The organism is Agrobacterium tumefaciens str. B6 (assembly GCF_001541315.1).
Lineage (GTDB): Bacteria > Pseudomonadota > Alphaproteobacteria > Rhizobiales > Rhizobiaceae > Agrobacterium > Agrobacterium radiobacter.
In genome coordinates this window covers 106,621-130,375 of the sequence record NZ_LMVK01000004.1, presented here as the reverse complement: position 1 = coordinate 130,375, position 23,755 = coordinate 106,621, and the positions used below count along the sequence as shown (strand labels likewise).

Here is a 23,755-nt window from a genome sequence, read left to right as displayed (position 1 = left end):
AGCGGGTTCATGCCAGCATTTCAGCCTGGGGAACAAGCCCCAACATGGCTTCGACACTGTCTTTTGATAGTTCATGCGAGGTGGCGAAGGGGGACTGCACGGTGATGGCCGCCGCGGCCGCCCCCTGTCGCAAGGCCTCCGCAATCGTCTTTCCCTCGGCGATGGCGGCGAGATAACCAGAGGCCATGGCGTCGCCCGCACCGGTGACATCCTTCACCTCGCGGATGAGAGGCGGGTGGAGGATTGCTTTTTCCGTTCCATTGAAGGCAACGACTTCGCTTGCGCCGCGGGTAACGACGCCGCCGCAAAGCCCGGCCTTGCGCAGAATATCCGGCCAGTCGCGGACATTGGCCGCCGTCTCGCCGGTCAGCGCGCGGGCTTCCGCCTCGTTCATGAAGAGGATGTCGATATCGCCGAGCGCCGCTTTCAGCTTCACCGCCTTGGCGGGCGATATGGCAATGGCCGCCAGCGGTTTTTCGCAGGCGCGGGCAACGAGGCCGAGCGCCGTCAGCGTATCATCCGGCAGATTGGCGTCGCAAAGCAGAATATCGCTGGCGGTAATGGCTTCGCGCACGGCGCGTATCTTCAGGCGGCGCGGGGTGAAGAGCTTGTAGAGGTCCATATCCGCAAGCGCGATGACGAGGTTGCCGTCACGCTCCAGAATGGCGGTGTAGCTCGGCGTGCGGCGGTCGAGGAAGGTGAAGGGCGTGTCTTCAACGCCCGCCTGCTTCGCAGCCTCCGCCACCGCTTCGCCTGTCACGTCACCGCCGCGCGGAGCAATGATGCGGACCTGAAAACCGAGGCGGGAGAGATTGCGCGCGGCGTTGAAACCGCCGCCGCCGGCCTCTTCCATCCAGGAGCCGGGGTTGCTCGCGCCGGGCGCCGTCTCAGTCTCGATCATGCCGCGCCGGTCGATATGTGCGCCGCCCAGAACGAGTATTTTCTTCACGCTTGCGTTTCCCTCTTTGGCGGATGGAAAGACCGGACGATTCGGCCTAAACTGACGTCTTCCTGACCTCGCATCCGGTTTGCGGCGATGGGCCGGGCACGGAAAAACGAAAGCAGAACAAACTACTTATCGCTATTTGTTTTCAATATGCTGGCTCAGCCTTGCGAAATGAGAACAAATAGAGTACATACCGTTTCCATACTGCTTCATTGCCTGTGCGGCTTCAATAACCTAAAGGTGGTTCGGATGGCACAAAATTCTTTGCGTCTCGTAGAGGATAAATCGGTGGATAAAAGCAAGGCACTGGAAGCGGCGCTCTCCCAGATCGAACGGTCGTTCGGCAAGGGATCGATTATGAAGCTCGGTTCCAATGAAAATGTGGTTGAGGTGGAGACCGTTTCGACGGGTTCTCTCAGCCTGGATATCGCGCTCGGCATCGGCGGTTTGCCGAAGGGGCGCATCGTTGAAATTTATGGCCCGGAAAGCTCGGGTAAGACGACGCTGGCGCTGCAGACGATTGCGGAAGCCCAAAAGAAGGGCGGCATCTGCGCCTTCGTGGATGCCGAGCACGCGCTCGATCCGGTCTATGCCCGCAAGCTTGGCGTGGATTTGCAGGGCCTTCTGATCTCGCAGCCGGATACGGGCGAGCAGGCACTTGAGATCACCGATACGCTGGTGCGTTCCGGTGCGGTTGATGTCCTGGTGGTCGACTCCGTTGCGGCGCTGACGCCGCGGGCGGAAATCGAAGGCGAGATGGGTGACAGCCTGCCGGGTCTTCAGGCCCGCCTGATGAGCCAGGCGCTGCGCAAGCTGACCGCTTCGATCTCCAAGTCGAAATGCATGGTCATCTTCATCAACCAGATCCGCATGAAGATCGGCGTCATGTTCGGTTCGCCGGAAACGACGACAGGCGGTAACGCTCTCAAGTTCTATGCGTCCGTTCGCCTCGACATCCGCCGTATCGGCGCCGTCAAGGAGCGCGAAGAGGTTGTCGGCAACCAGACCCGCGTCAAGGTCGTCAAGAACAAGATGGCTCCGCCCTTCAAGCAGGTGGAATTCGACATCATGTATGGCGAGGGTGTTTCCAAGACCGGTGAGCTCGTCGACCTCGGCGTGAAGGCCGGTATCGTCGAAAAATCCGGTGCATGGTTCTCCTATAACAGTCAGCGTCTGGGGCAGGGGCGTGAAAACGCCAAGACCTTCCTGCGCGACAATCCGGAAACGGCAAATGAGATCGAACTGGCATTGCGCCAGAATGCCGGTCTGATCGCCGACCGCTTCCTGCAGAATGGCGGCCCGGACGCCGGTGAAGGCGACGACGGCAGCGACGAGGGCTGATGCATTTCGCGAAGGTCCTGATGTCGCCGTCCGGAGACTTCGTCGAACTGGTATAGATCAAAAGGGTCGTGCGATTTTTCTTCGCGCGGCCCTTTTTCTTTGCCTATATGTCTTGCTTCGCCTCCATGGCTGGACAGGGCAGGATGCGGACGATAAAAGCCAGTGATTTTGCAATATAGCCATCATTTCCGGTGGCGGTGATGGACTCCAGCTGTGAGCGGTGTGTGGGCATGAGCGGTGTGAATGAAATTCGGTCGACCTTTCTCGACTACTTCAAGAAGAACGGACATGAGATCGTGCCCTCCAGCCCGCTGGTGCCGCGCAACGATCCGACACTGATGTTCACCAATGCCGGCATGGTGCAGTTCAAGAACGTCTTCACCGGTCTTGAAAGCCGTCCTTATTCCACGGCCGCTTCGGCGCAGAAATGCGTGCGCGCCGGCGGCAAGCATAACGACCTCGACAATGTCGGTTATACCGCCCGCCACCACACCTTTTTCGAAATGCTCGGCAATTTCTCCTTCGGCGATTATTTCAAGGAAGAAGCGATCACCCATGCCTGGAACCTGATCACCAGGGAATTCGGCATCGACCGCAACCGTCTGCTGGTGACTGTCTATCACACCGACGACGAGGCCTTTAACCTCTGGAAGAAGATTGCCGGTTTCTCCGACGACCGTATCATCCGCATTGCGACCAGCGACAATTTCTGGGCAATGGGCGATACCGGTCCCTGCGGTCCCTGTTCGGAAATCTTCTATGACCACGGCGATCATATCTGGGGCGGCCCGCCCGGCTCGCCGCAAGAGGATGGCGACCGTTTCATCGAAATCTGGAACCTCGTCTTCATGCAATATGAGCAGCTGACGAAGGAAGAGCGCATCGACCTGCCGCGCCCGTCGATCGACACCGGCATGGGCCTTGAGCGTATTTCCGCGCTGCTACAGGGCAAGCACGACAATTACGATACGGATCTGTTCCGCGCGCTGATTGCTGCTTCCGTGGAAGCGACCGGTGTTCCGGCCGAAGGTGAAAAGCGCGCCAGCCACCGGGTCATCGCCGACCATCTGCGCTCTTCCGCTTTCCTGATCGCCGATGGCGTCCTGCCGTCCAATGAAGGCCGCGGTTATGTCCTGCGCCGCATCATGCGTCGCGCCATGCGCCATGCCGAGCTTCTCGGCGCGCGCGAGCCGCTGATCTACAAGCTGCTGCCGGCACTCGTGCAGCAGATGGGCCGCGCCTATCCGGAACTGGTTCGCGCCGAGGCGTTGATTTCCGAAACGCTGAAGCTGGAGGAAACCCGTTTCCGCAAGACCCTGGAACGCGGCCTGTCGCTTCTCTCCGACGCCACCTCGACCCTGCACAAGGGCGACATGCTGGACGGCGAAACGGCTTTCAAGCTTTACGACACCTATGGTTTCCCGCTCGATCTGACGCAGGATGCGCTGCGCGCGCGTGAGATCGGCGTCGATATTTCCGGCTTCACCGACGCCATGCAGCGCCAGAAGGCGGAAGCCCGCTCGCACTGGGCCGGCTCCGGCGACAAGGCGACCGAAACCGTCTGGTTCGAACTGAAGGAAAAGTTCGGCGCGACCGAATTCCTCGGTTACGATACTGAAACCGCCGAAGGCGTCATTCAGGCGATCGTCAAGGACGGCAAGTCGGTGGACAGTGCCGCCGAGGGCGAGACGGTGCAGATCGTCGTCAACCAGACGCCGTTTTATGGCGAGTCCGGTGGCCAGATGGGCGATACCGGCGTTATCTCCGGCGACAATGGCGCCTTTGCCGTTTCCGACACCCAGAAAAAGGGCGAAGGCCTGTTCGTGCATACCGGCACCGTTTCCAAGGGCGGATTGAAGCTCGACGAAGCCGTGCAGCTGACGGTCGATCATGACCGTCGTTCGCGTCTGCGCGCCAACCACTCCGCCACCCACCTGCTGCACGAGGCGCTGCGCGAGGTGCTCGGCACGCACGTCGCCCAGAAGGGTTCGCTGGTCGCGCCCGAGCGCCTGCGCTTCGACGTTTCGCATCCGAAGCCGATGTCGGCCGAGGAGCTGAAGGTGGTCGAGGAGATGGCGAACGAAATCGTCTTGCAGAACTCGCCTGTTGTCACCCGCCTGATGAGCGTCGACGACGCCATTGGCGAGGGTGCGATGGCGCTGTTCGGTGAAAAATATGGCGACGAGGTTCGTGTCGTGTCCATGGGCACCGGCCTGCACGGCGCGAAAGCCAACCGTCCCTATTCCGTCGAGCTTTGCGGCGGCACGCATGTGGCGGCAACAGGCCAGATCGGCCTCATCCGCATTCTCGGCGAAAGCGCTGTTGGTGCCGGCGTGCGCCGTCTCGAAGCCGTAACGGGGCAGGGCGCGCTTGCCTACCTCGCCGAGCAGGATGAGCGGGTGAAGGCGCTGGCCTCTTCCCTGAAGGTGCAGCCAGGCGACGTGCTGTCGCGTGTCGAGGGACTTCTCGACGAGCGCAAGAAGCTGGAGCGCGAGCTTGCGGATGCCCGCAAGAAACTCGCAATGGGCGGCGGTTCGTCGGATGCCGGTGCAAACGACGTCCAGCAGGTCGCGGGCGTCAATTTCCTGGCGAAATCCCTCTCCGGCATCGATGCCAAGGACCTCAAGGGCCTTGCCGATGAGGCCAAGGCCAATCTCGGCTCGGGCGTCGTGCTTTTGATTGCCGTTTCCGAAGATGGCAAGGCAAGCGCTGTTGCGGCCGTGACGGAAGATCTGACGGCCCGTTTCAGCGCCGTTGATATCGTCCGCACCGCGTCTGCCGCACTTGGCGGCAAGGGCGGCGGCGGTCGCCCTGATATGGCGCAGGCCGGCGGCCCGGATGGCGCCAAGGCGCAGGATGCCATCGAAGCGGTGGCGGCGGCCCTGGCGGCCTAGTGAGAGCAAATTCAAAAAGGGCGGGGTTTTACCCCCGCCCTTTTGATTCCGGTTCAAGCCTCCGGCGCAGAACAGCGGTTCCCGTCTTTCAGCCCGTCGCCTGCAAGTCCTTTGCCGCTTCCTCATCGAGCTGGGCGGCCCGCTTGAAGGCCGGGCGTTCGGTGAGATGGGCCATGTAATCGAGAAAGGCCGGGCGTTTTTCGATCGTGCCGAAATGCAGCCCCCAGCCGATATGGGCACCGACATAGACATCCGCTGCGGTAAAGAGATCACCGGCGATAAAGCGGTTTTCGCTGACGGCCCGTTCAAGCGTATTCATCACATCCGCATAGCTGCCGCAGCCGGCCATGCGCAGCTTCTCCTTCGGCACTTCGAAACCCATCGCCTTCATGCTTGCCGCCATTTCCAGCGGGCCTGCGGCAAAGAACATCCAGCGATAATAAAGCCCACGTGCCTTGGGTGTGGGCGCTAGGTTCGCGCCGGGAAAGGCATCGGCGAGATAGGCGCAGATCGCTGCCGCCTCGGTGACGATCGTATCTCCGTGTTTGATGGCGGGCACCTTCGCCATCGGATTTATCAGCCGGTAGGCGGGCGATTTCATCGAGGTCTCGAAACCCAGTATTTCCGTTCGGTATGGAACGCCCACTTCCTCGAGCATCCACCGCGCGATGCGTCCGCGCGACATAGGGTTGGTGTAGAAGATCAATTCACTCATGCTTTTGCCTCCCCAAGCAAAATCCTCGAAGCATCCCGGGAAAACCAATGCGGATTTCGCGCCTGCGCTTCGCTTTTTTTAAGTCCGCAGCATCCTTCGCGTGTTCCCTAAGACCGCGCCGATGCTCCGATGAACGTTTGACTGTGCCGGGCAAGTTATGTGCAAGTAGATGCTATTTAAGCTTTGTCTTATTGTTGTACTGGCCGCAGCACGCGGAATCGAAGTCTGCGCCTAGTACAACGGCTAATCAAGATACTGTGAACAAAAAAGAAACCAGACGTTTCAGCTCTACGGTACACACAAAAAACCCGGCGCTGAGGCCGGGTTTTGAAGTCGCTGGGAAAGCAGGCTTAAGCCGCCATCGCCTTCTTGAGGTTCTCGTCGATCTTGTCGAGGAAGGCGGTGGTGGAGAGCCAGGGCTGGTCCGGACCGATGAGGAGGGCCAGATCCTTGGTCATGAAGCCGCTTTCAACGGTGTCGACGCAGACGGTTTCGAGCGTCGTTGCGAACTTTGCGAGCTCGGCATTGTCGTCCAGCTTGGCGCGGTGGGCGAGGCCACGCGTCCAGGCGAAGATCGAGGCGATCGAGTTGGTCGAGGTTTCCTGACCCTTCTGGTGCTGGCGGTAGTGGCGCGTAACCGTGCCGTGCGCAGCTTCGGCTTCGACTGTGCGGCCGTCCGGCGACAGAAGAACCGAGGTCATCAGGCCGAGCGAGCCGAAGCCCTGCGCAACCGTGTCGGACTGCACGTCGCCGTCGTAGTTCTTGCAGGCCCAGATATAGCCGCCGGACCACTTCAGCGCGGAAGCGACCATGTCGTCGATCAGGCGGTGCTCATAGGTGATACCGGCTTCGTCGAACTGCGCCTTGAACTCGGTCTGGTAGACTTCTTCGAAGATATCCTTGAAGCGGCCGTCATAGGCCTTGAGGATGGTGTTCTTCGTGGAGAGGTAAACCGGCCACTTGCGCATCAGGCCATAATTCATGGAGGCGCGGGCGAATTCGCGGATGGATTCGTCGAGGTTGTACATGGCAAGAGCCACGCCAGCGCTCGGGGCATCGAAGACGTCCTTTTCGATGACCTGGCCGTCTTCACCGACGAACTTGATCGTCAGCTTGCCCTTGCCGGGGAACTTGAAATCGGTTGCCTTGTACTGGTCGCCGAAAGCGTGACGGCCGACAACGATCGGCTTGGTCCAGCCGGGAACGAGGCGCGGAACGTTCTTGCAGATGATCGGCTCGCGGAAGATGACGCCGCCCAGAATGTTGCGGATCGTGCCGTTAGGGCTCTTCCACATCTGCTTCAGGCCGAATTCCTCGACGCGGGCTTCATCCGGGGTGATCGTGGCGCACTTGATGCCGACGCCGTGCTTCTTGATGGCGTGCGCCGCATCGACCGTGACCTGGTCGTTGGTGGCGTCGCGGTTTTCAACCGAGAGGTCGTAATATTCGATGTCGAGATCGAGGTATGGCAGGATCAGCTTGTCCTTGATGAGCTGCCAGATGATACGGGTCATTTCGTCGCCGTCGAGATCGACGACCGGATTGGCTACCTTGATCTTTGCCATGAATTCCTCACCTTCGAAGCTGTGGCGTCTGATAACGCCGGTATTCGGAAAAATATCCGGTGCGGCTATAGCATTGCGAGCGTCTGAGGCAAAGCCATGGGGGGCGCTTTTTTGGCGCAGCGCAATAACGCTTTGCGCATTGCCAAACCATAATGCCGGAATACAGTCAGGCGAATCGCTTCGCCCGCCTTCGGGCCTATCCCGGGATCACATCATGCGGAATATTCTGCTTCTGACTGCCGCCGTCCTCTTTTCCCACAGCGCCCTTGCTGCCGGGCCCACCGATCCCGTCCAGAAGCTGATGGATATCACCGTCAAGAACTGGTCCGGCGATGCGGAGAACTGGAAATACATCTTTGATGAGGACATGCTGACCAGCCTGTTCAGCAAGGATTTCGTCGCACAATATCACGAAGCGTCCAAGAAGCCGGCCTACGAGGCAGAAAGCGGGGAGAAGGGTGATCCCTTCGGTTACGATGTCGTGACCAACTCCCAGGATGGCTGCCCGCTGCAGGAAGTTTCAGTGACGGCCGGTGCGGTGAAGGACGGCGTGACTGACGTGACGGCGAAATTCAAGCTCTGGGCCTGCATGGACGAGGCGGAGATGAAGGCGACGGTTGACGAAGTGCATTTCGACGTCGTCGAGGAGGATGGCCGGCCGGTCATCAGCGATATTCATCGCGTTGGCGACGAGGGCAGGGATTCGCTGCGCGAAGAGATGGCGACGATCATCAAGGGGGAGTGAAGAGGACGCTCACACCCCTCCGCCTTTGATTTTAGCGCCGATCTGTGCCAGTGAGGCGCGCTTTAGCGTATCGGTTCGAAAATCGACGCGCCGCTTCAGAAAACGGACAAAAGACGATGGCAGGCACAAACAGCGAGCTTGAACTTGTGGCGGAAGGCCCGGCGATCATTCTGGTCGAACCGCAGCTCGGCGAAAATATTGGTATGGTGGCGCGGGCGATGGCCAATTTCGGCCTCGCCGAATTGCGCCTGGTCAATCCGCGTGACGGCTGGCCGAGCGAGAAAGCGCGCGCTGCCGCTTCCAAGGCCGATCATGTCATCGATGCAACGAAGGTGTTCGAGACGCTGGAAGAGGCGATCAAGGACCTGAACTTCGTTTATGCCACGACCGCGCGCGAGCGTTACGGTTTCAAGCCGGTGCGTGCGCCCGTTACCGCTGCCGAGACGTTGCGTGCAAAGTTCAAGACGGGCGACAGAACCGGCATCCTGTTCGGGCGCGAGCGCTGGGGGTTGACCAACGAGGAAGTGGCGCTGGCCGACGAGATTGTGACCTTCCCGGTCAATCCCGCCTTTGCCTCGCTCAATATCGCTCAGGCCGTGCTTTTGATGTCCTATGAGTGGATGAAGTCAGGCATGGACGATCTGGGCGAGACGCTTTTCCAATCCGTCGAGCAGCGGCCCTCCACCAAGGAACAGGTTTTCGGCCTGTTCGAACATATCGAGGAAGCGCTGGACGCGCGTGGTTATTTCCATCCGCCCGAAAAAAAGCCGAAAATGGTCGACAATCTGCGCGCCGTGCTGTCGAGACGTGGTTTTTCCGAGCAGGAAATCAGTGTTTTCCGTGGCGTGATCAATTCGCTCGACCGTTTTCCCCGGCAATGGCCCAAGCAGGCAGGCCGGGCGGGAACGGCAGAGGGAATATTGGCGAAGGGAACCGGGGAGCATGCTGAAGACGAGTGAGGCGGCCGCCGATGTACTGAAACCGGTGCTGGTGTTCGATTCCGGCATTGGCGGGCTGACGGTTCTGCGCGAGGCGCGCGTGCTGATGCCTGAGCGCGGTTTCATCTATGTGGCCGACGATGCGGGTTTTCCCTATGGCGGCTGGGAGGAGGAGGCGCTGAAGGCGCGCATTCTCTCGCTCTTCGAAACGCTGCTGCAGGATTATAGCCCGGAAGTCTGCATCATCGCCTGCAACACGGCCTTCACGCTCGCGGGTGCCGATCTTCGCGCCCGCTTTCCGCAGATGACTTTTGTCGGCACCGTGCCCGCCATCAAACCGGCGGCGGAGCGCACCCGTTCGGGCCTGGTTTCCGTGCTGGCGACACCGGGCACCGTCAAGCGCGCTTATACGCGCGATCTCATCCAGTCCTTCGCCACCCAATGCCATGTCCGTCTCGTTGGCTCGGAAAATCTGGCACGCATGGCGGAAAGCTGGATCAGGGGCGAGCCGGTCTCGGACGAGGCGGTTCTGGCCGAAATAGAGCCCTGCTTCATCGACAGCGACGGCAAGCGCACAGACATCATCGTGCTTGCCTGTACCCATTATCCCTTCATGGCCAATGTGTTTCGCCGGTTGGCGCCCTGGCCGGTGGACTGGCTGGACCCGGCCGAGGCGATCGCAAGGCGCGCCCGCCATCTGGTGCCGCTGCCGCAGGATGCGGAGCATCCCGATGGTTTCGACTTCGCCGTCTTCACGTCAGGCAAGCCGGATTTTGCCACCCGGCGGCTGATGCAGGGATTTGGTCTCACCGTTTCGTTGACCTGAGTTTCGCTGCCCAGCCGCCTGTTGTATTTTTGCATCTGTTTTGCCCGTCTTTTGCAATTCGAGATTGCGGCCTCTTGTCGCGCCGGATTTCTTATGTAAGATGTTTCTCGTCTGTAACCGCTATGAATGGAGGCGTGGAATGACCAATGACATGAATATGCGCCTTAACGGCATGTCTGGCTTTTCCGGCATGGTCTTCGGTGGTTATGTGATGCGAGGCATCTCCCTCCGATAAGGCTTAAAGCCTGATTTCCCTGCCGTTAGGCATTTTCACTTCGTCCGACATGTGACTTGCGCGTCCGCGTGGCATGACTGCTGCGCCCGCCGTTTCGGCATGTCGTTTTCCATCGATAAAGGACCTGGCCGCTTTGCCGCGCCGGGATGGATTTCCCATGCAGAAAAATCAACCATTGGTAGCATATGCGCTGCCGGATGCGGTCGATCGCTTGTTCGTCACATTCGGCGTCTGGAAAACTCTCCAAGCGGTTCTCACAGCCGCGCTGGTGCCGCGTGCGCCGCCGACTGATCCTGCCGATCTGCCTGAGCGCCTTCTGGTCGATATCGGCCTTGACCCCTCGCGCGTAAAGCGACGGCGGGATTGGGAGGTTCCTCACTGGGCGCCCCGGTTTTGATGTGATGGCCTCTCCCGCGCAGACATGCGGGAGGGGCCGTATCGAACTTTGACCGCCGACGGCGGAGAAAATCCTCCACGGACGTTTTTCGGGTTGTTACGAGAGAGCTGCACGGTTTGTAAAATCCGGCTTGAAGCGAAACATTTTCCGTGGCTTGCTCAAGACTCGGGATAAAGGAGACTCATTATGCCACTGGAGAACTGGCTGGCCTTCGTGGCCGCATCCGCCATCATGCTTGCCATTCCGGGACCGACGATCCTGCTGGTAATTTCTTACGCACTCGGCCACGGCCGCAAGGCGAGCACCGCGACGGTAACGGGCGTGGCGCTTGGGGATTTCACCGCCATGACGGCCTCGATGCTGGGGCTCGGGGCGCTGCTTGCAACATCGGCGGCGCTTTTCACTGGTCTGAAATGGATCGGTGCGGCTTACCTCATCTATCTCGGCATCAAGCTGTGGCGTTCGCCGGTTGGCGGAGAAGGTGCCGAGGGGACAGGCGTGACGGGCCGTGAAAGGCCGCTCAAAATCTTCCTGCATGCCTATATCGTCACGGCGCTGAACCCCAAGAGCATCGTGTTTTTCGTGGCCTTCCTGCCGCAGTTTCTGGTGCCGACGCTGCCCTTCTGGCCGCAGGTGCTGATTTTCGAAGCGACATTCCTGGTGCTTGCCACCTGCAATGCGGCGCTTTATGGACTGCTGGCAAGTGCCGCCCGCAATACGATCCGCAAGCCGAAGGTCCAGCGCATCGTCAACCGCACGGGCGGCGGTCTCCTGATCGGCGCCGGTCTTATCACCTTTGGCTGGAAGCGGGCGGTTTCGGCGTAAAGCGCGTCTCGATCACCTGAAATTCGGACATAACAAAATGGCACTGCCGCATATACTTCTCGCCCTGATCACCGTGTTTTTGTGGGGCTTCAACTTTGTCGTCATCAAGGTGGGCGTCGCTGATATGCCGCCTTTGTTTCTGACGGGGGTGCGTTATCTCTTTGCGGCGGTGCCTTTGGTGTTTTTCCTGCCAAAACCCAATGTGCCGTGGCGGCATATGATCGTTTACGGCATGGCGATGGGTTTCGTGCAGTTCGGCCTGCTTTATCCGGCCATCAAGCTCGGCCTGCCGGCGGGGCTTGCTTCGCTGGTTATGCAGTCGCAGGCCTTCTTCACGCTGGCGCTTGCCGTGGTGTTCCTCGGCGAGCGGCCGCTGCCTTCACAGATCCTCGGCGCGATCATCGCTTTTGGCGGGCTGGCGGTCATCGGCGTGGAGCGCATGACGGCCGCAGCGCTGATACCGCTCCTGATGGGGGTCGGCTCGGCAATTGCCTGGGCCTGCGGCAACATCGTCAATCGCCGTATCGGCCAGGTGAACGCGGTTTCCTTCGTTGCATGGACGAGCCTTGTACCCGTTCTGCCGTTGATCCTGCTTTCGCTGGTGGTGGAAGGACCCGATGCGATCGCGGAAGGCCTGCTCAATGCGACGTCGACGATGGCTTTCGTGGTGATCTACATGGCCTATGGAGCGACCATTGTCGGCGCGGGCATCTGGAGTTACCTGCTTCTGCGTTATCCGGCCGGAACGGTAGCGCCGTTTTCGCTGCTGGTGCCGATTGTCGGTTTCATCAGCGCCTATCTCGCTTTTGCGGAGCATATCACCGTCTTCGAAGTGGTCGGCGCCGCATTGGTCATCATCGGCCTGATGCTGAATGTGTTCGGCAGGCGGCTTTCATTTTTGCGGGTCTCGTCCGGGGCCGCGTAGATGCGGCGTAATTGCCTGTGCATTATCGGCATGGGGCAGACGCAACAGGCGATTTTTTGGTAAAGAGCATGTTCGGCCGCCGCCAAGGGAATCGGCCGGATGACATGCAGCACGAGGAATGGAACATTGCAGGTCGGCATCGACATGGGAACCCTATCGGGCGGGCAACAGGCCAAGCTCGATATTGAAGAATTGCTTGCGACACGTTTGCTGGTGCAGGGCAATTCCGGTTCCGGCAAGTCGCATCTCCTGCGCCGGCTGCTGGAGCAATCGGCGCAATGGGTGCAGCAGGTCATCATCGATCCCGAGGGCGATTTCGTCACGCTTTCCGATAAATTCGGACACGTGGTGGTGGATGGCGAGCGCACGGAAGCCGAGCTTGCGGGCATCGCCAACCGCATTCGCCAGCACCGCGTCTCCTGCGTGCTGACGCTCGAAGGCCTTGATATCGAGCAGCAGATGCGTGCCGCAGCCGCTTTCCTCAACGGCATGTTCGATGCGGATCGCGAATATTGGTATCCGGTGCTGGTCGTGGTGGATGAGGCGCAGATGTTTGCACCCTCCGTCGGCGGTGAGGTGACCGAGGATGCGCGCAAGGCGTCGCTCGGCGCGATGACCAATCTGATGTGCCGCGGCCGTAAACGCGGGCTTGCCGGCGTCATCGCCACGCAGCGGCTTGCCAAGCTCGCCAAGAACGTGGCGGCGGAAGCCTCGAACTTCCTGATGGGCCGCACCTTCCTCGATATCGACATGGCGCGCGCCGCCGACCTGCTCGGCATGGACCGGCGACAGGCGGAAATGTTCCGCGATCTGCAGCGCGGCAATTTCGTGGCGCTTGGGCCTGCGCTATCGCGCCGCCCGCTGCCGATCGTTATCGGTGCCGTGGAAACCTCGGCGCGCTCGTCCTCGCCGAAGCTGATGCCGCTGCCGGATGCGCCCCAGGATGTGGAAGACCTGATCTTCACGCCTGATCCGGAAGAGTTCACGCGCGCTGTCGTGCGCCGTACGCCGCCAGCACCACGTCCGACGACCGATATTCTCGCCGAGCTCTCCCGTTCAACGCCCGCCGCCGTCGGTCCTTCGCCGGAGCCATCGCCGCGTGCAGGTCAGCCGGAGCTGACGCCGGAGGAGCGAGAGGAGAAGATCGCCGCTGTGCTGGTCGAAATTCTCGACGATCCGCAATCGGCCTATCGCACCGACGCCGTGCTTTATCAGGATTTTCTGGTGCGCGCCCGCATGCGCCGCATTCCCGGCACGCCGATGACGCTGGCGGATTTCCGCCGGCAGGTGGCGATTGCACGCTCAGGCGTGGATGCGACGATGGCGGCAAGCGAAGGCTGGCAGAAGGCGCTGGAGTTGTCGATGTCGGTTTCCGACGATCTGCAGGGGGTTTTCCTGCTGTTGGTCAAGGCGGCGCTGGGGGAGGAGCCTTGCCCGTCCGACGCCCGTATCGCCCGCGCCTATGGCACCCATTCCGCCCGCCGCGCGCGCCGTCTTCTCGGTTATTTCGAGGAGAAGGAGCTTGTGGTGGTACATGCCGATTTCTCCGGCAAGCGCATCGTGGCTTTCCCTGATCTCGATGCAAAAACCGCACCCGGCGATGCGGATGCGGCGGAGGATGATGCGAGGCTTGCGGCGGAGTGAGGTTGCGGCAGGTTTCCCTGCCGCTTGCCGTTGAAGGCCTTATTCTACGGCCTTTGCTTCCTTGCGGGTCGCGATCAGCGAACCGATGATGCCGGTTGCGAGGATGGCGACGGTGACGCCGAGCGAGACGGCGGGCGGGATCTTGGCGATGCCGAGCATGTCGGCGACGAAAATCTTGGAACCAACGAAAACCAGAACCGCAGCCAGCGCATATTTCAGATAGGCAAATCGGTGGATCAGGGCGGCAAGCGCGAAGTAAAGGGCGCGCAGGCCGAGGATCGCGAAGATGTTCGAGGTATAGACGATAAACGGATCGGTGGTGATCGCGAAGATCGCCGGGATCGAATCGACCGCGAAGATAAGGTCGGCGATTTCGACCATGATGAGCGCCAGGAAGAGCGGCGTCACGAAGGTCTTCAGCTTGCCGGTGGTCGCATCCGTCTCCTTGACGAAGAATTTTTCGCCATGCAGCTTTTCCGTTACCGGAAGGCGGCTGCGCAGGAATTTCAGGATGCGGTTATTGCCGATATCGGCCTCGTCATGGTCGGACGAGAACAGCATTTTGAGGCCGGTGAAGACGAGGAAGGCCGCAAAGAGATAAAGCACCCAGTGGAAGTTTTCGACAATGGCCGCGCCGCCGGCAATCATGATACCGCGCAGGATGATGACGCCGAGGATGCCCCAGAGCAGCACGCGGTGCTGATATTGGCGGGGAATGGCGAAATAGGAGAAGATCATGGCGATGATGAAGATATTGTCCATCGCCAGGCTTTTTTCGACCACGAAGCCGGTGACATATTCCATCGCCGACTGCTGGCCGGACTGGTACCAGATCCAGCCGCCAAAGGCCAAACCGATGGCGATATAGAAGCCTGACATCAGCAGGCTTTCACGGATGCCGATTTCCTTGGAGTTCTTGTGCAATACGCCAAGATCGAGCGCCAGGAGGCCAAGGACGAGAGAAATGAAGACCGCCCACATCCATGTGGGGGTACCGAGAAAATCGTTGAGGAGGAACTCCATCAGTCAACCTTTAGCCGGACGAGGTTGGCTTTGCGGATGGGGAACGTGCGTGAAGAATATGCGTGGGCCCCAACCTAAAGAAACTCGACATCACGTGTTGTCCGGTAACACGCCAGAGGGGCCCGAGTTCTGATCACGATGGAGAGATAGGAGAGCCTTCAGGCTTTTCAAGGGCCGGTTCGAGAAAAAAGCGGCGGGCTTTGTTTGACAAATTTGTAAAACGTGTTTAGAAGCCGCCTCAACGCCGGGCAGTGATGTCCGGTGTGTTTTGTTGACTGCCCTGCAGTTTAATAACTGACGTTCGGCGGTCAATATCACCGACATGTCCCGTGGTTTCTCCATTTGCATGTGAGAAGCCTGTCAGAGGCCCTGAAACGGGCTTCAGAGGAGGGCGTGTTTCCTTAAACCGGTTTGGCAACAGGCCGGCATAACCTTTTGAGAAGGAAATACGATGAGCAAGCGCGAATCGGCTAAGTACAAAATTGACCGCCGCATGGGCGAAAACATCTGGGGCCGTCCGAAGTCCCCGGTAAACCGCCGCGAATACGGCCCGGGCCAGCACGGCCAGCGCCGCAAGGGCAAGATGAGCGACTTCGGCACGCAGCTGCGCGCCAAGCAGAAGCTCAAGGGCTACTACGGCGAACTGCGCGAAAAGCAGTTCCGCGCCACCTACGACGAAGCAAACCGTCGCAAGGGCGATACCTCCGAGAACCTGATCGGCCTGCTCGAGTCGCGTCTGGACGCCATCGTCTACCGCGCCAAGTTCGTTCCGACCGTTTTCGCATCGCGTCAGTTCATCAACCATGGCCACGTCACGGTTAACGGCGTTCGCGTCAACATCGGTTCTTACCGTTGCAAGCCGGGCGACGTTATCGAAGTTCGTCAGAAGTCCAAGCAGCTGGTGACCGTTCTCGAAGCCGTTCAGCTCGCAGAACGCGACGTTCCTGATTACATCGAAGTCGATCACAACAAGATGGTTGCGACCTATGCTCGCATCCCGGCTCTGTCTGACGTTCCGTACCCGGTCGTCATGGAACCGCATCTGGTCGTCGAATTCTACTCGCGTTAATCGGCGCGTTTCAGTATTGAGAAAGCCGCCCCTCGGGGCGGCTTTTTTGTTTGCTGGGGAAGGCTTTGCATGCAGGACATTCAGGCGATCGTCGATTCCATTTACGACAGCATGGTGCCCAGGCTGGGTGAGGGGAAGGTCGCGGATTACATTCCCGAACTTGCCAAGGTCGATCCCAACCAGTTCGGCATCGCCATCACCACCGTCGACGGAACCACCTATACGGCCGGCAATGCGCTCACGCCGTTTTCGATCCAGAGCATCTCCAAGGTCTTCATGCTGACGCTGGCGCTCGGCAAGGCGGGGGAAACGGTGTGGAATCGGGTAGGGCGCGAACCGTCGGGGTCGTCCTTCAACTCCATCGTCCAGCTGGAGCACGAGCACGGCATTCCGCGCAATCCCTTCGTCAATGCCGGTGCCATCGTGGTGACGGATATCGTTCTTTCCGGCCACCAGCCGCGTGAGGCAATCGGCGAGCTTCTGCGTTTCGTGCGTTATCTCGCTGACGATGACACGATCAGCATCGACGACACGGTGGCGAAATCCGAGCAGGCGACGGGTTTTCGCAATTTCGCGCTCGCCAATTTCATGCGCTCCTTCGGCAATCTGCACCATCCCGTCGAATATACGCTGGGCGTCTATTTTCACCAATGCGCGCTGTCCATGACCTGCGCGCAGCTTTCGCGGGCCGGGCTATTTCTCGCCAATCGCGGCCGCAATCCGCTCACCGGCCACACGGTCGTTTCGGACCGGCGGGCGCGGCGCATCAACGCGCTGATGCTGACCTGCGGCCATTATGACGGATCGGGCGATTTCGCCTATCATGTCGGCCTGCCGGGCAAGAGCGGCGTCGGCGGCGGCATCATGGCGGTGGCGCCGGGCAAGGCGTCGATTGCGGTCTGGTCGCCGGGTCTCAACAAGGTCGGCAATTCGGCACTCGGGTCACAGGCGCTGGAAATGCTGGCGACGAAAACCGGCTGGTCCGTATTCGGGGCTTGATATTGCCGGCGGATGGGGGCATTGCCTGCACTAAGAACGGCAGTCGTGCCGGAGCGAGCTGATGATGAACATTCTCACCAAGATCGATGACATCGCCGACAGGGTCGGGGCAGATCAGGACCCGTCCGAAGAAAACGGCAGCTCGCATCCCCTGTTCGACAATGCACCGCGCTCAGTCTCGTTCAACAAGCTGCGCAAGCGGCTTCTGCGCAATGTCCGTCAGGCCTTTGAAGATTTCGGCATGCTGAAGGGCCAGAAGCGTTGGCTTGTCGGCCTTTCCGGCGGCAAGGACAGCTATGGTCTTCTGGCGCTGCTGCTTGATCTCAAATGGCGCGGTCTGCTGCCGGTAGAGCTGATCGCCTGCAATCTCGATCAGGGCCAGCCGAATTTCCCGAAGCATGTGCTGCCGGAATATCTGGCGAAGATCGGCGTTGCCCATCGCATCGAATATCGCGACACCTATTCGGTGGTGAAGGAGAAGGTGCCCTCGGGCGGGACTTATTGTTCCCTCTGTTCGCGGCTCCGGCGCGGCAATCTTTACCGCATCGCGCGGGAAGAGGGTTGCGACGCATTGCTGCTCGGCCATCACCGCGAGGATATTCTCGAAACCTTCTTCATGAACTTCTTCCATGGTGGTCGCCTTGCAGGCATGCCGGCAAAGCTGATGAATGACGAGGGTGACCTGATGGTGCTGCGCCCGCTCGCCTATTGCGCCGAAGATGATATGGCGAAATTCGCGGCGGCGATGGAATTCCCGATCATTCCCTGCGACCTCTGCGGTTCGCAGGACGGGCTTCAGCGCAATGCCATGAAGGAGATGCTGGCAGACATCGAAAGGCGTATGCCCGGCCGCAAGGACGTGATGCTGCGGGCGCTTGCCCACGTCAATCCGTCGCATCTGCTCGATCCGAAGCTTTTTGATTTCTCGGCGCTTTCTGTCACCGGGGCGTCACCTGAAGAGCGTAGGGAGGCCAACTCGCCCTTATGAAGAAGTGCCCCGCCCGATGACCCTTTCCGATAAAGATATCGACTTTCTCATTTCCACCGTTGCCGCTGCCGGCGCGAACGAAATTCTTCCCCGCTTCCGAAACCTGAGCGCCGGCGCTATCTCGGAAAAAACCTCCGCCGTCGATCTCGTTACCGAGGCGGATGTTCTCGCTGAAAAAGCAATAACAGCCGCTCTGCTGCAGCGGTTCCCGAAGGCCCATATAGTCGGCGAAGAGACCTATGAGGCGGACCAATCCGTCATTCCGGCGCTTGCCGATGCGCCGCTTGCTTTCGTGATCGATCCCATCGACGGCACTTTCAATTATGCTTCCGGTTTTCCCGCTTTCGGCACGCTGCTTGCGGTTACAGTCAAGGGCGAGACGGTGGCGGGTTTCATTCATGATCCTGTCATGGGTGACACCATCGTCGCCCTGAAAGGCGAGGGCGCGTTTCTCAACCGCAGGAACGGTTCGCAGGCGAAGCTCAAGGTCGCCGATCCCGTGCCATTGTCCGAAATGGTCGGCATTTTCTCCTGGGGCCACAGCCATCAGGATCGCCGTCCGGTGATCGCCGCCAATATGGCGAAGATAAAGATGGCGCTTTCAATCAATTGCTCGGCACATGAATACTGGCTCGCCTCGGCCGGCAAGCTGCATTTCATCGGCCATGAGAAGCTGATGCCGTGGGATCATCTCGCCGGCGTGCTTGTTCATCAGGAGGCGGGTGGTTATACGGCCCGTTTCGACAATACGCCCTATCGGCCGGGACAAACGGAGGGTGGCATCCTGTCCGCTCCCGACAAGGAAAGCTGGAAGATGCTGCGACGGGAAATCGTCGCTTTATAGTCGTTACGCTCAGAAAGAAGGATATCGCCCATGGCTCTCGAACTCGACATCGCCTCTCTTGCCAACGCGCTTCAGGAGGCGGCGGCAGTGGAAATCCTGCCGCGGTTCCGCAATCTGGGCGAGGGCGATGTGCGGATAAAGAGCGAGGCGATCGACCTTGTGACCGAGGCCGACGAGGCTGCGGAGCGGCTTATCCGCGCCCGTGTACAGGAAATCATGCCTGATGCGCTGTTCATCGGCGAAGAGGCGGTGGCGGCGGACGCCTCGCTGCTCGGCAAGCTTGCCGATGCCGATCTTGCCGTGGTGGTCGATCCGATCGACGGCACCTATAATTTCGCCTCCGGCCTGCCGCTTTTCGGCGTGATGATGAGCGTTATCTCGAAGGGCGAGACCGTTGCCGGTCTTATTTTCGATCCGATGGGCAATGACTGGGCGATTGCCGAAAAGGGCTCCGGTGCATGGCTTTGCGCCGCCGATGGCTCGCAGACGCAGATGTCGGTCGTGCCGGCGCCTGTATTGTCGCAGATGGTTGGCATCGCCAATACCGGCTATTTTGATGTGGAGACACGCCGCAAGATTCTCATGAACCTTGCCGATGTGCGGTTGTTCACCAGCTATCGCTGTGCTGCGCATGAATACCGCGTGTTCTGCGGCGGCCATATGCACTTCCTGATGTATAACAAGCTGATGCCCTGGGACCATCTGGCCGGCACGCTGCTGTCGCAGGAAGCGGGCGCTTATGCCGCCCGTCTCGACGGCTCTCCCTATCTGCCGCGCCATCTGGATGGCGGCCTGCTGCTTGCTCCTGATCAGGAGACGTGGGAATTGCTGCGCGAGAAGATTTTTACGGTTTGAGGGAAGCGTCGCTGTAACCAACAAAAAAAGGGCGTGGAACCGAGTTCCGCGCCCTTTTTGTTTGTGTGCCTGAACTTACCGTGTCGGTTTGTTATGCGCTTGGAACAGCACGCCCTTTTCGCCGATCAGCACGAAGACGAGGCCGATGATGGAGACGACGAAGAAGCCCGCCACCATGGGCAGCGCCGTACCGTCGAATGCCTGGCCGATGGCGGCGCCGATGAGAGAGCCGCCGACCGTTCCCATGAAGCCGATGACGGAGGAGGCCGTGCCGGCGACGTGGCCGAGCGGCTCCATGGCGAGCGAGTTGAAGTTCGAGCCGATCCAGCCGAACTGGAACATGGCGAGCGCGAAGAACACAATGAAGATCGCAAAGGGCATCGGTTCCGGGCCAAGCACCTGCACCACCAGCCAGATGAAGGTGATGGCGATGAAGCCCAGCAGGGATCCGTGCGACAGCTTGCGCATGCCGAACCGGCCGACAAGCCTTGCATTGATGAAGGACGAGAAGGCCATGAACAGCGCCACGCCCGCAAAGGCCGCTGCAAACCACGCACCCAGCCCATAAATGCCCTTATAGACCTGTTCGGCCGAATTGATGAAGCCGAACAGCGCACCGAAGATGAAGGTGCTGGAGAGCGTGTAACAAAGCGCGATGCGGTTGGTGAGCACGATCTTGAAACCGCCAAGGATAGAACGGGGGGGGAAGGGGCGGACTTCGTCCGGATGCAGGGTTTCCGGCAGGCGGAAATACATCCAGGCCGTCACGACGGAGGCAATTCCCGCCATGAAGGCGAAGATCAGATGCCAGTTACCGAAAAACAGCACGATCTGACCGGTGCCGGGTGCGATGACCGGAACGACCATGAACACCATCATGATCAGCGACATGACTTCCGCCATCTGGCGGCCGCCATAGATGTCACGCACGATCGAGATGGTAATGACGCGTGTCGCCGCCGAGCCGATGCCCTGAATGAAGCGCAGGATCAGCAGGCCGGAGAATGACGGTACGAAGACTACGGCGAGGGCTGAAACGATATAGATCGCAAGTCCGACGAGCATCGGCTTGCGGCGTCCGAAACGGTCCGAGATCGGACCGTATAGAAGCTGCGCGACGCCGAAGCCCAGAAGATAGGTGGAAATGACATATTGGCGGTGGTTTTCATTCACGACGCCAAGCGATGCGCCGATTTCCTGAAGACCCGGCAGCATGATGTCGATGGCAAGCGCGTTCAGTGCCATCAGCATCGCGGCAAGCGCGATGAATTCCGTGCGCCCCATCGAGCCTGCGCGCGAAGCGGTGGATTGTGAAAGTTCTGTCACAGGATTGCCCCAAAAAGAACGGCAAAGGCGTTGCATGAAGCAACGCCTGGCATACATTTCTGACAATCAGGGTGGGCCGGATGAACCGGCCGAAATCAGGCCGCGCCGCGGACGCTGATACCCTGTTCTTGGAAGTGGCTTTGCAGTTCGCCGGACTGGAACATCTCTCTTACGATGTCACAGCCGCCGACGAATTCGCCCTTGACGTAGAGCTGCGGGATGGTCGGCCAGTTGGAATAGTCCTTGATGCCCTGACGGATGTCGGCATCGGCAAGCACATTGACGCCCTTGTAGTCGACGCCGAGATAATCGAGGATCTGTACCACCTGTCCGGAAAAACCGCACTGCGGAAATTGCGGGGTGCCCTTCATGAAAAGAACGATGTCGTTGCTCTTCACTTCGCTGTCGATCATGTCGTTAATGCCGCTCATAGGCCTATTCCTTTCACATGCGGTTCAAGGCCGCTGCTTTCCGTTTGTTCCTAGATAACATGTCGCGGCGCGATTTCCACCCGGGAAGCGTAAAAAACTGCGGGTGTGGCATCATTGGAGAGGGATCGAAATTTCGCGTCCACGTCGCAGCGGGTCAGGTGTCGGGATAGACCAGAAGTATTTTGCCGATCGTCTTTCGCGGTCTGGAGACGAGCGGGACTAATATGCCTGTCTCGTCAGCGAAAAGATCGAGTTCTTTCTGGTTCTGGAGTGTCATCACTGAGCGGCCGGTCGCTAGCGAACAATCTCGTTCGCAATCCACCTGCATTTCACTCACCAGTCGGTCGTTTTGGTGGTCGATTTTGAGATCGACAATTAATTTAGGCTCTTCCTGTTTAAGCAGACGGCAGGTTTGACCAATTTTGCAAAGCGCAGTGCCGGCTATCGGATCAGCATCATGAAGCAGCACGGCGAAGCCGATTTTGATCTCTTTGTTACTTCTGTCGTCGGTGAAGCCCATGCGTGTTGCGGAAAGAAACAGGAGGGCGCAGGCGAAAAACAGGCAAAGCCGCTCGTTGCGGATCATCGATATCTCTGTCGGCTGCGCGCAGCGGCCGTGCGTCTTTTGCTCACCTGCTTCTTGGCTGGCTTGGGTTTGACGGCTGCGTTGATCGCGGCTTCCAGGACCGAGCCGACGATGCCGCCGGCAAGGGAACCGGCGCTTTTCGTCTGGCGGGCCCTTCGGGTCTTGCGGATACCGGTCTTGGTCAGCACTTCGGCCAGAGCGCCCTTGACGACGCCGTTGAGCAATTGATCGACGATGCCAGACAAATTTCCCTCGCCAATAAATAAATCATATTTCGGTCGCGATTTTTACTATACGTGCATCGCCCACTGTATCAAGCGATCCTTTCGGGTGCCTCCAGCCCGAAGGTTTATGCATGCCGACCGTCAAGTCACGCCTTGTTCTTTATTTCCCCGGTTTCGATCCGCTCGATGCGGCGGCCCATCATCTGCGTTACCAGCGGGCGGCGGCGCTTGCCGGCAAGACGTGGGATGTCGACTATGCGGTGGGACCGCTCACGAGCAGGCCGGGCGGCGAGACATTCACGGTTGAAGCTTCGGCCGGCGACTGGCGGACGCGCTCCGACATTTTCGTTTACGATCATAATGCGGTGATATCGCAATTGCGGGATGCGCCGGTCTGGCAGCAGATCTGGCTTGGTTTCAAAGCCGGCGCAGGCATCATCGCCGAGGGCGGTGCGGCGCGCTACTTCCGCCACGCCTGGCGTTTTGGCCTGTTCTTCATCTTCCCGTTCCTGCTGATGCTTGTCGGCGGTGCGCTTGCGGCGACTATTGCACTTTCGCCCTGGCTTTTCGCTTTGCCGCTCTGGCTCTTCGCGATCAGCCTTCCCGCTGCCGCCCTGTTTTTCGTGAAGGCGTTCCTGCCTTTCGCGGAGCGGTTTCATACCCTGCATCTTTATGCGGACTGGCGGTTTGCGCTCGCGGTCGGCCGCGATGAACCGATTGCCCGCGACTGGATCGAGGAGAGGGCAGCACTTGTTCTGACGGCGCTCGAACAGCCCTCGGACGAGGTTCTGGTCGTTTCGCACAGCATGGGCGCCAGTCTTGCGCTCGCCACTATCGGCCGCGTGCTGGAGCTTAAGCCGGATGTGCTCGATGGACGGAAGCTGTCTTTCGCGACGCTAGGCGGGGCGGCACTGCAATGTGCGTTCCTGTCGAGTGCGGACAGGCTTCGTGAGAGCGTCGGTGCGATTGCGCGTCACCCGGAGGTGACATGGTTCGACATCCAGTGCCTGACCGATCCGATCCACCTCTACCGCTCCAACACGGTTGCGCTGACCGGCCACAAGGATGCGCCGCAGCCGAAAATCGTACCGATCCGTTTCAAGCATTCGCTGTCATCGGAACGCTATAAAAAGAACAAGCGCAACTTCCTGCGCATGCACCGGCAATATGTTCTGGGGCCGGATCGCAAATCCGGTTACGATTTTACCCTGCTGACGGCGGGGCCTTTGCCGGCCGCATCCTTCGCCGATCTGGATTCGCAGAGCCCGCCCGTTTTGTAAGCGGCGTTCGTGCATTCTGCCCGATATGAAAAGGCCCGCGTGAGAGCATCACGCGGGCCTTTGATTTAATCCGCAGTCTTCACGCTCTGCCGCAGATCGGACAGAGACGTGCTGTTGCCGACACCGCTTTCACG

At 59.7% G+C, this 23,755-nt stretch carries 23 protein-coding genes; 15 read left to right on the top strand and 8 right to left on the bottom strand.

Going from position 1 to position 23,755, the window contains the following annotated elements; all coding sequences use genetic code 11:
* Positions 1 to 7 precede the first annotated feature (7 nt).
* Positions 8 to 949, bottom strand: coding sequence for a carbohydrate kinase family protein (locus ASB65_RS05640; protein ID WP_003507876.1), 942 nt, complete (start codon positions 947 to 949; stop codon positions 8 to 10).
* Positions 950 to 1,195: 246 nt separating this feature from the next.
* On the opposite strand from ASB65_RS05640, the gene recA reads away from it, so the two are divergent.
* On the top strand, positions 1,196 to 2,287 hold the full coding sequence (gene recA / locus ASB65_RS05635) for a recombinase RecA (protein WP_020012874.1): 1,092 nt from the start codon (positions 1,196 to 1,198) through the stop codon (positions 2,285 to 2,287).
* A 230-nt stretch (positions 2,288 to 2,517) separates the two neighbouring features.
* The gene (alaS, locus tag ASB65_RS05630) at positions 2,518 to 5,181 is read left to right on the top strand and encodes an alanine--tRNA ligase (RefSeq protein WP_060723277.1); all 2,664 of its coding nucleotides are present in this window, start codon (positions 2,518 to 2,520) and stop codon (positions 5,179 to 5,181) included.
* A gap of 88 nt (positions 5,182 to 5,269) precedes the next feature.
* On the opposite strand, the gene ASB65_RS05625 is transcribed toward alaS, so the two are convergent.
* Together ASB65_RS05625 and ASB65_RS05620 are read right to left on the bottom strand one after the other, a co-directional pair.
* On the bottom strand, positions 5,270 to 5,896 hold the full coding sequence (locus tag ASB65_RS05625; RefSeq protein WP_003507880.1) for a glutathione S-transferase family protein: 627 nt from the start codon (positions 5,894 to 5,896) through the stop codon (positions 5,270 to 5,272).
* 350 nt (positions 5,897 to 6,246) lie between these two features.
* Entirely contained in the window at positions 6,247 to 7,461 is a 1,215-nt protein-coding gene (locus ASB65_RS05620) for an NADP-dependent isocitrate dehydrogenase (RefSeq protein WP_003507881.1), read from the bottom strand.
* Positions 7,462 to 7,675: 214 nt separating this feature from the next.
* On the opposite strand from ASB65_RS05620, the gene ASB65_RS05615 reads away from it, so the two are divergent.
* From ASB65_RS05615 to ASB65_RS05585, 7 genes are all read left to right on the top strand, one after another.
* Positions 7,676 to 8,206: a hypothetical protein gene (locus tag ASB65_RS05615; protein WP_060723276.1), complete on the top strand. Its 531-nt coding sequence runs from the start codon at positions 7,676 to 7,678 to the stop codon at positions 8,204 to 8,206.
* Positions 8,207 to 8,322: 116 nt separating this feature from the next.
* The gene (locus ASB65_RS05610) at positions 8,323 to 9,165 is read left to right on the top strand and encodes an RNA methyltransferase (protein WP_020810916.1); all 843 of its coding nucleotides are present in this window, start codon (positions 8,323 to 8,325) and stop codon (positions 9,163 to 9,165) included.
* Positions 9,149 to 9,970, top strand: a complete 822-nt coding sequence (gene murI, locus ASB65_RS05605) for a glutamate racemase (RefSeq protein ID WP_035213165.1) — start codon at positions 9,149 to 9,151, stop codon at positions 9,968 to 9,970. The genes ASB65_RS05610 and murI overlap by 17 nt, the downstream gene beginning before the upstream one ends.
* Positions 9,971 to 10,362: 392 nt before the next feature.
* Entirely contained in the window at positions 10,363 to 10,602 is a 240-nt protein-coding gene (locus ASB65_RS05600) for a hypothetical protein (RefSeq protein ID WP_060723275.1), read from the top strand.
* Between the two features lie 186 nt (positions 10,603 to 10,788).
* Positions 10,789 to 11,427 carry a LysE family translocator gene (locus tag ASB65_RS05595; protein ID WP_003507888.1) on the top strand — a complete coding sequence of 213 codons (639 nt, stop codon included), beginning with the start codon at positions 10,789 to 10,791 and terminating at the stop codon, positions 11,425 to 11,427.
* Positions 11,428 to 11,464: 37 nt separating this feature from the next.
* A complete protein-coding gene (locus ASB65_RS05590) occupies positions 11,465 to 12,352 on the top strand; it encodes an EamA family transporter (RefSeq protein WP_060723274.1) in 888 nt (295 codons plus the stop codon).
* Between the two features lie 126 nt (positions 12,353 to 12,478).
* On the top strand, positions 12,479 to 13,996 hold the full coding sequence (locus ASB65_RS05585) for an ATP-binding protein (RefSeq protein WP_003507892.1): 1,518 nt from the start codon (positions 12,479 to 12,481) through the stop codon (positions 13,994 to 13,996).
* A gap of 39 nt (positions 13,997 to 14,035) precedes the next feature.
* Here ASB65_RS05585 and ASB65_RS05580 read toward each other — a convergent pair whose 3' ends face one another.
* Entirely contained in the window at positions 14,036 to 15,019 is a 984-nt protein-coding gene (locus ASB65_RS05580; protein ID WP_060723273.1) for a TerC family protein, read from the bottom strand.
* 451 nt (positions 15,020 to 15,470) lie between these two features.
* Between ASB65_RS05580 and rpsD the strand changes: the two genes are divergently transcribed.
* The 5 genes from rpsD (at position 15,471) to ASB65_RS05555 (ending at position 19,774) form a co-directional block, all read left to right on the top strand.
* Entirely contained in the window at positions 15,471 to 16,088 is a 618-nt protein-coding gene (gene rpsD, locus ASB65_RS05575) for a 30S ribosomal protein S4 (protein ID WP_003516040.1), read from the top strand.
* 69 nt (positions 16,089 to 16,157) lie between these two features.
* Entirely contained in the window at positions 16,158 to 17,087 is a 930-nt protein-coding gene (locus tag ASB65_RS05570) for a glutaminase (RefSeq protein ID WP_003507897.1), read from the top strand.
* 61 nt (positions 17,088 to 17,148) lie between these two features.
* A complete protein-coding gene (gene ttcA / locus ASB65_RS05565; protein WP_003507898.1) occupies positions 17,149 to 18,075 on the top strand; it encodes a tRNA 2-thiocytidine(32) synthetase TtcA in 927 nt (308 codons plus the stop codon).
* Positions 18,076 to 18,091: 16 nt separating this feature from the next.
* Positions 18,092 to 18,919: an inositol monophosphatase family protein gene (locus ASB65_RS05560; RefSeq protein ID WP_003507900.1), complete on the top strand. Its 828-nt coding sequence runs from the start codon at positions 18,092 to 18,094 to the stop codon at positions 18,917 to 18,919.
* A 30-nt stretch (positions 18,920 to 18,949) separates the two neighbouring features.
* Positions 18,950 to 19,774, top strand: a complete 825-nt coding sequence (locus ASB65_RS05555) for an inositol monophosphatase family protein (protein ID WP_060723272.1) — start codon at positions 18,950 to 18,952, stop codon at positions 19,772 to 19,774.
* Positions 19,775 to 19,849: 75 nt separating this feature from the next.
* On the opposite strand, the gene ASB65_RS05550 is transcribed toward ASB65_RS05555, so the two are convergent.
* The 4 genes from ASB65_RS05550 to ASB65_RS05535 form a co-directional block, all read right to left on the bottom strand.
* Positions 19,850 to 21,058, bottom strand: coding sequence for a multidrug effflux MFS transporter (locus ASB65_RS05550; protein WP_060723271.1), 1,209 nt, complete (start codon positions 21,056 to 21,058; stop codon positions 19,850 to 19,852).
* A gap of 137 nt (positions 21,059 to 21,195) precedes the next feature.
* A complete protein-coding gene (gene grxD / locus ASB65_RS05545; RefSeq protein ID WP_060723270.1) occupies positions 21,196 to 21,531 on the bottom strand; it encodes a Grx4 family monothiol glutaredoxin in 336 nt (111 codons plus the stop codon).
* Positions 21,532 to 21,685: 154 nt separating this feature from the next.
* Positions 21,686 to 22,117: a hypothetical protein gene (locus ASB65_RS05540; RefSeq protein ID WP_003507905.1), complete on the bottom strand. Its 432-nt coding sequence runs from the start codon at positions 22,115 to 22,117 to the stop codon at positions 21,686 to 21,688.
* Positions 22,114 to 22,362: a hypothetical protein gene (locus tag ASB65_RS05535; protein WP_060723269.1), complete on the bottom strand. Its 249-nt coding sequence runs from the start codon at positions 22,360 to 22,362 to the stop codon at positions 22,114 to 22,116. The genes ASB65_RS05540 and ASB65_RS05535 overlap by 4 nt, the downstream gene beginning before the upstream one ends.
* A 110-nt stretch (positions 22,363 to 22,472) precedes the next feature.
* Between ASB65_RS05535 and ASB65_RS05530 the strand changes: the two genes are divergently transcribed.
* Complete coding sequence (locus tag ASB65_RS05530) at positions 22,473 to 23,621, top strand: hypothetical protein (protein WP_060723268.1); 1,149 nt, start codon at positions 22,473 to 22,475, stop codon at positions 23,619 to 23,621.
* The last annotated feature ends 134 nt before the right edge of the window (positions 23,622 to 23,755 follow it).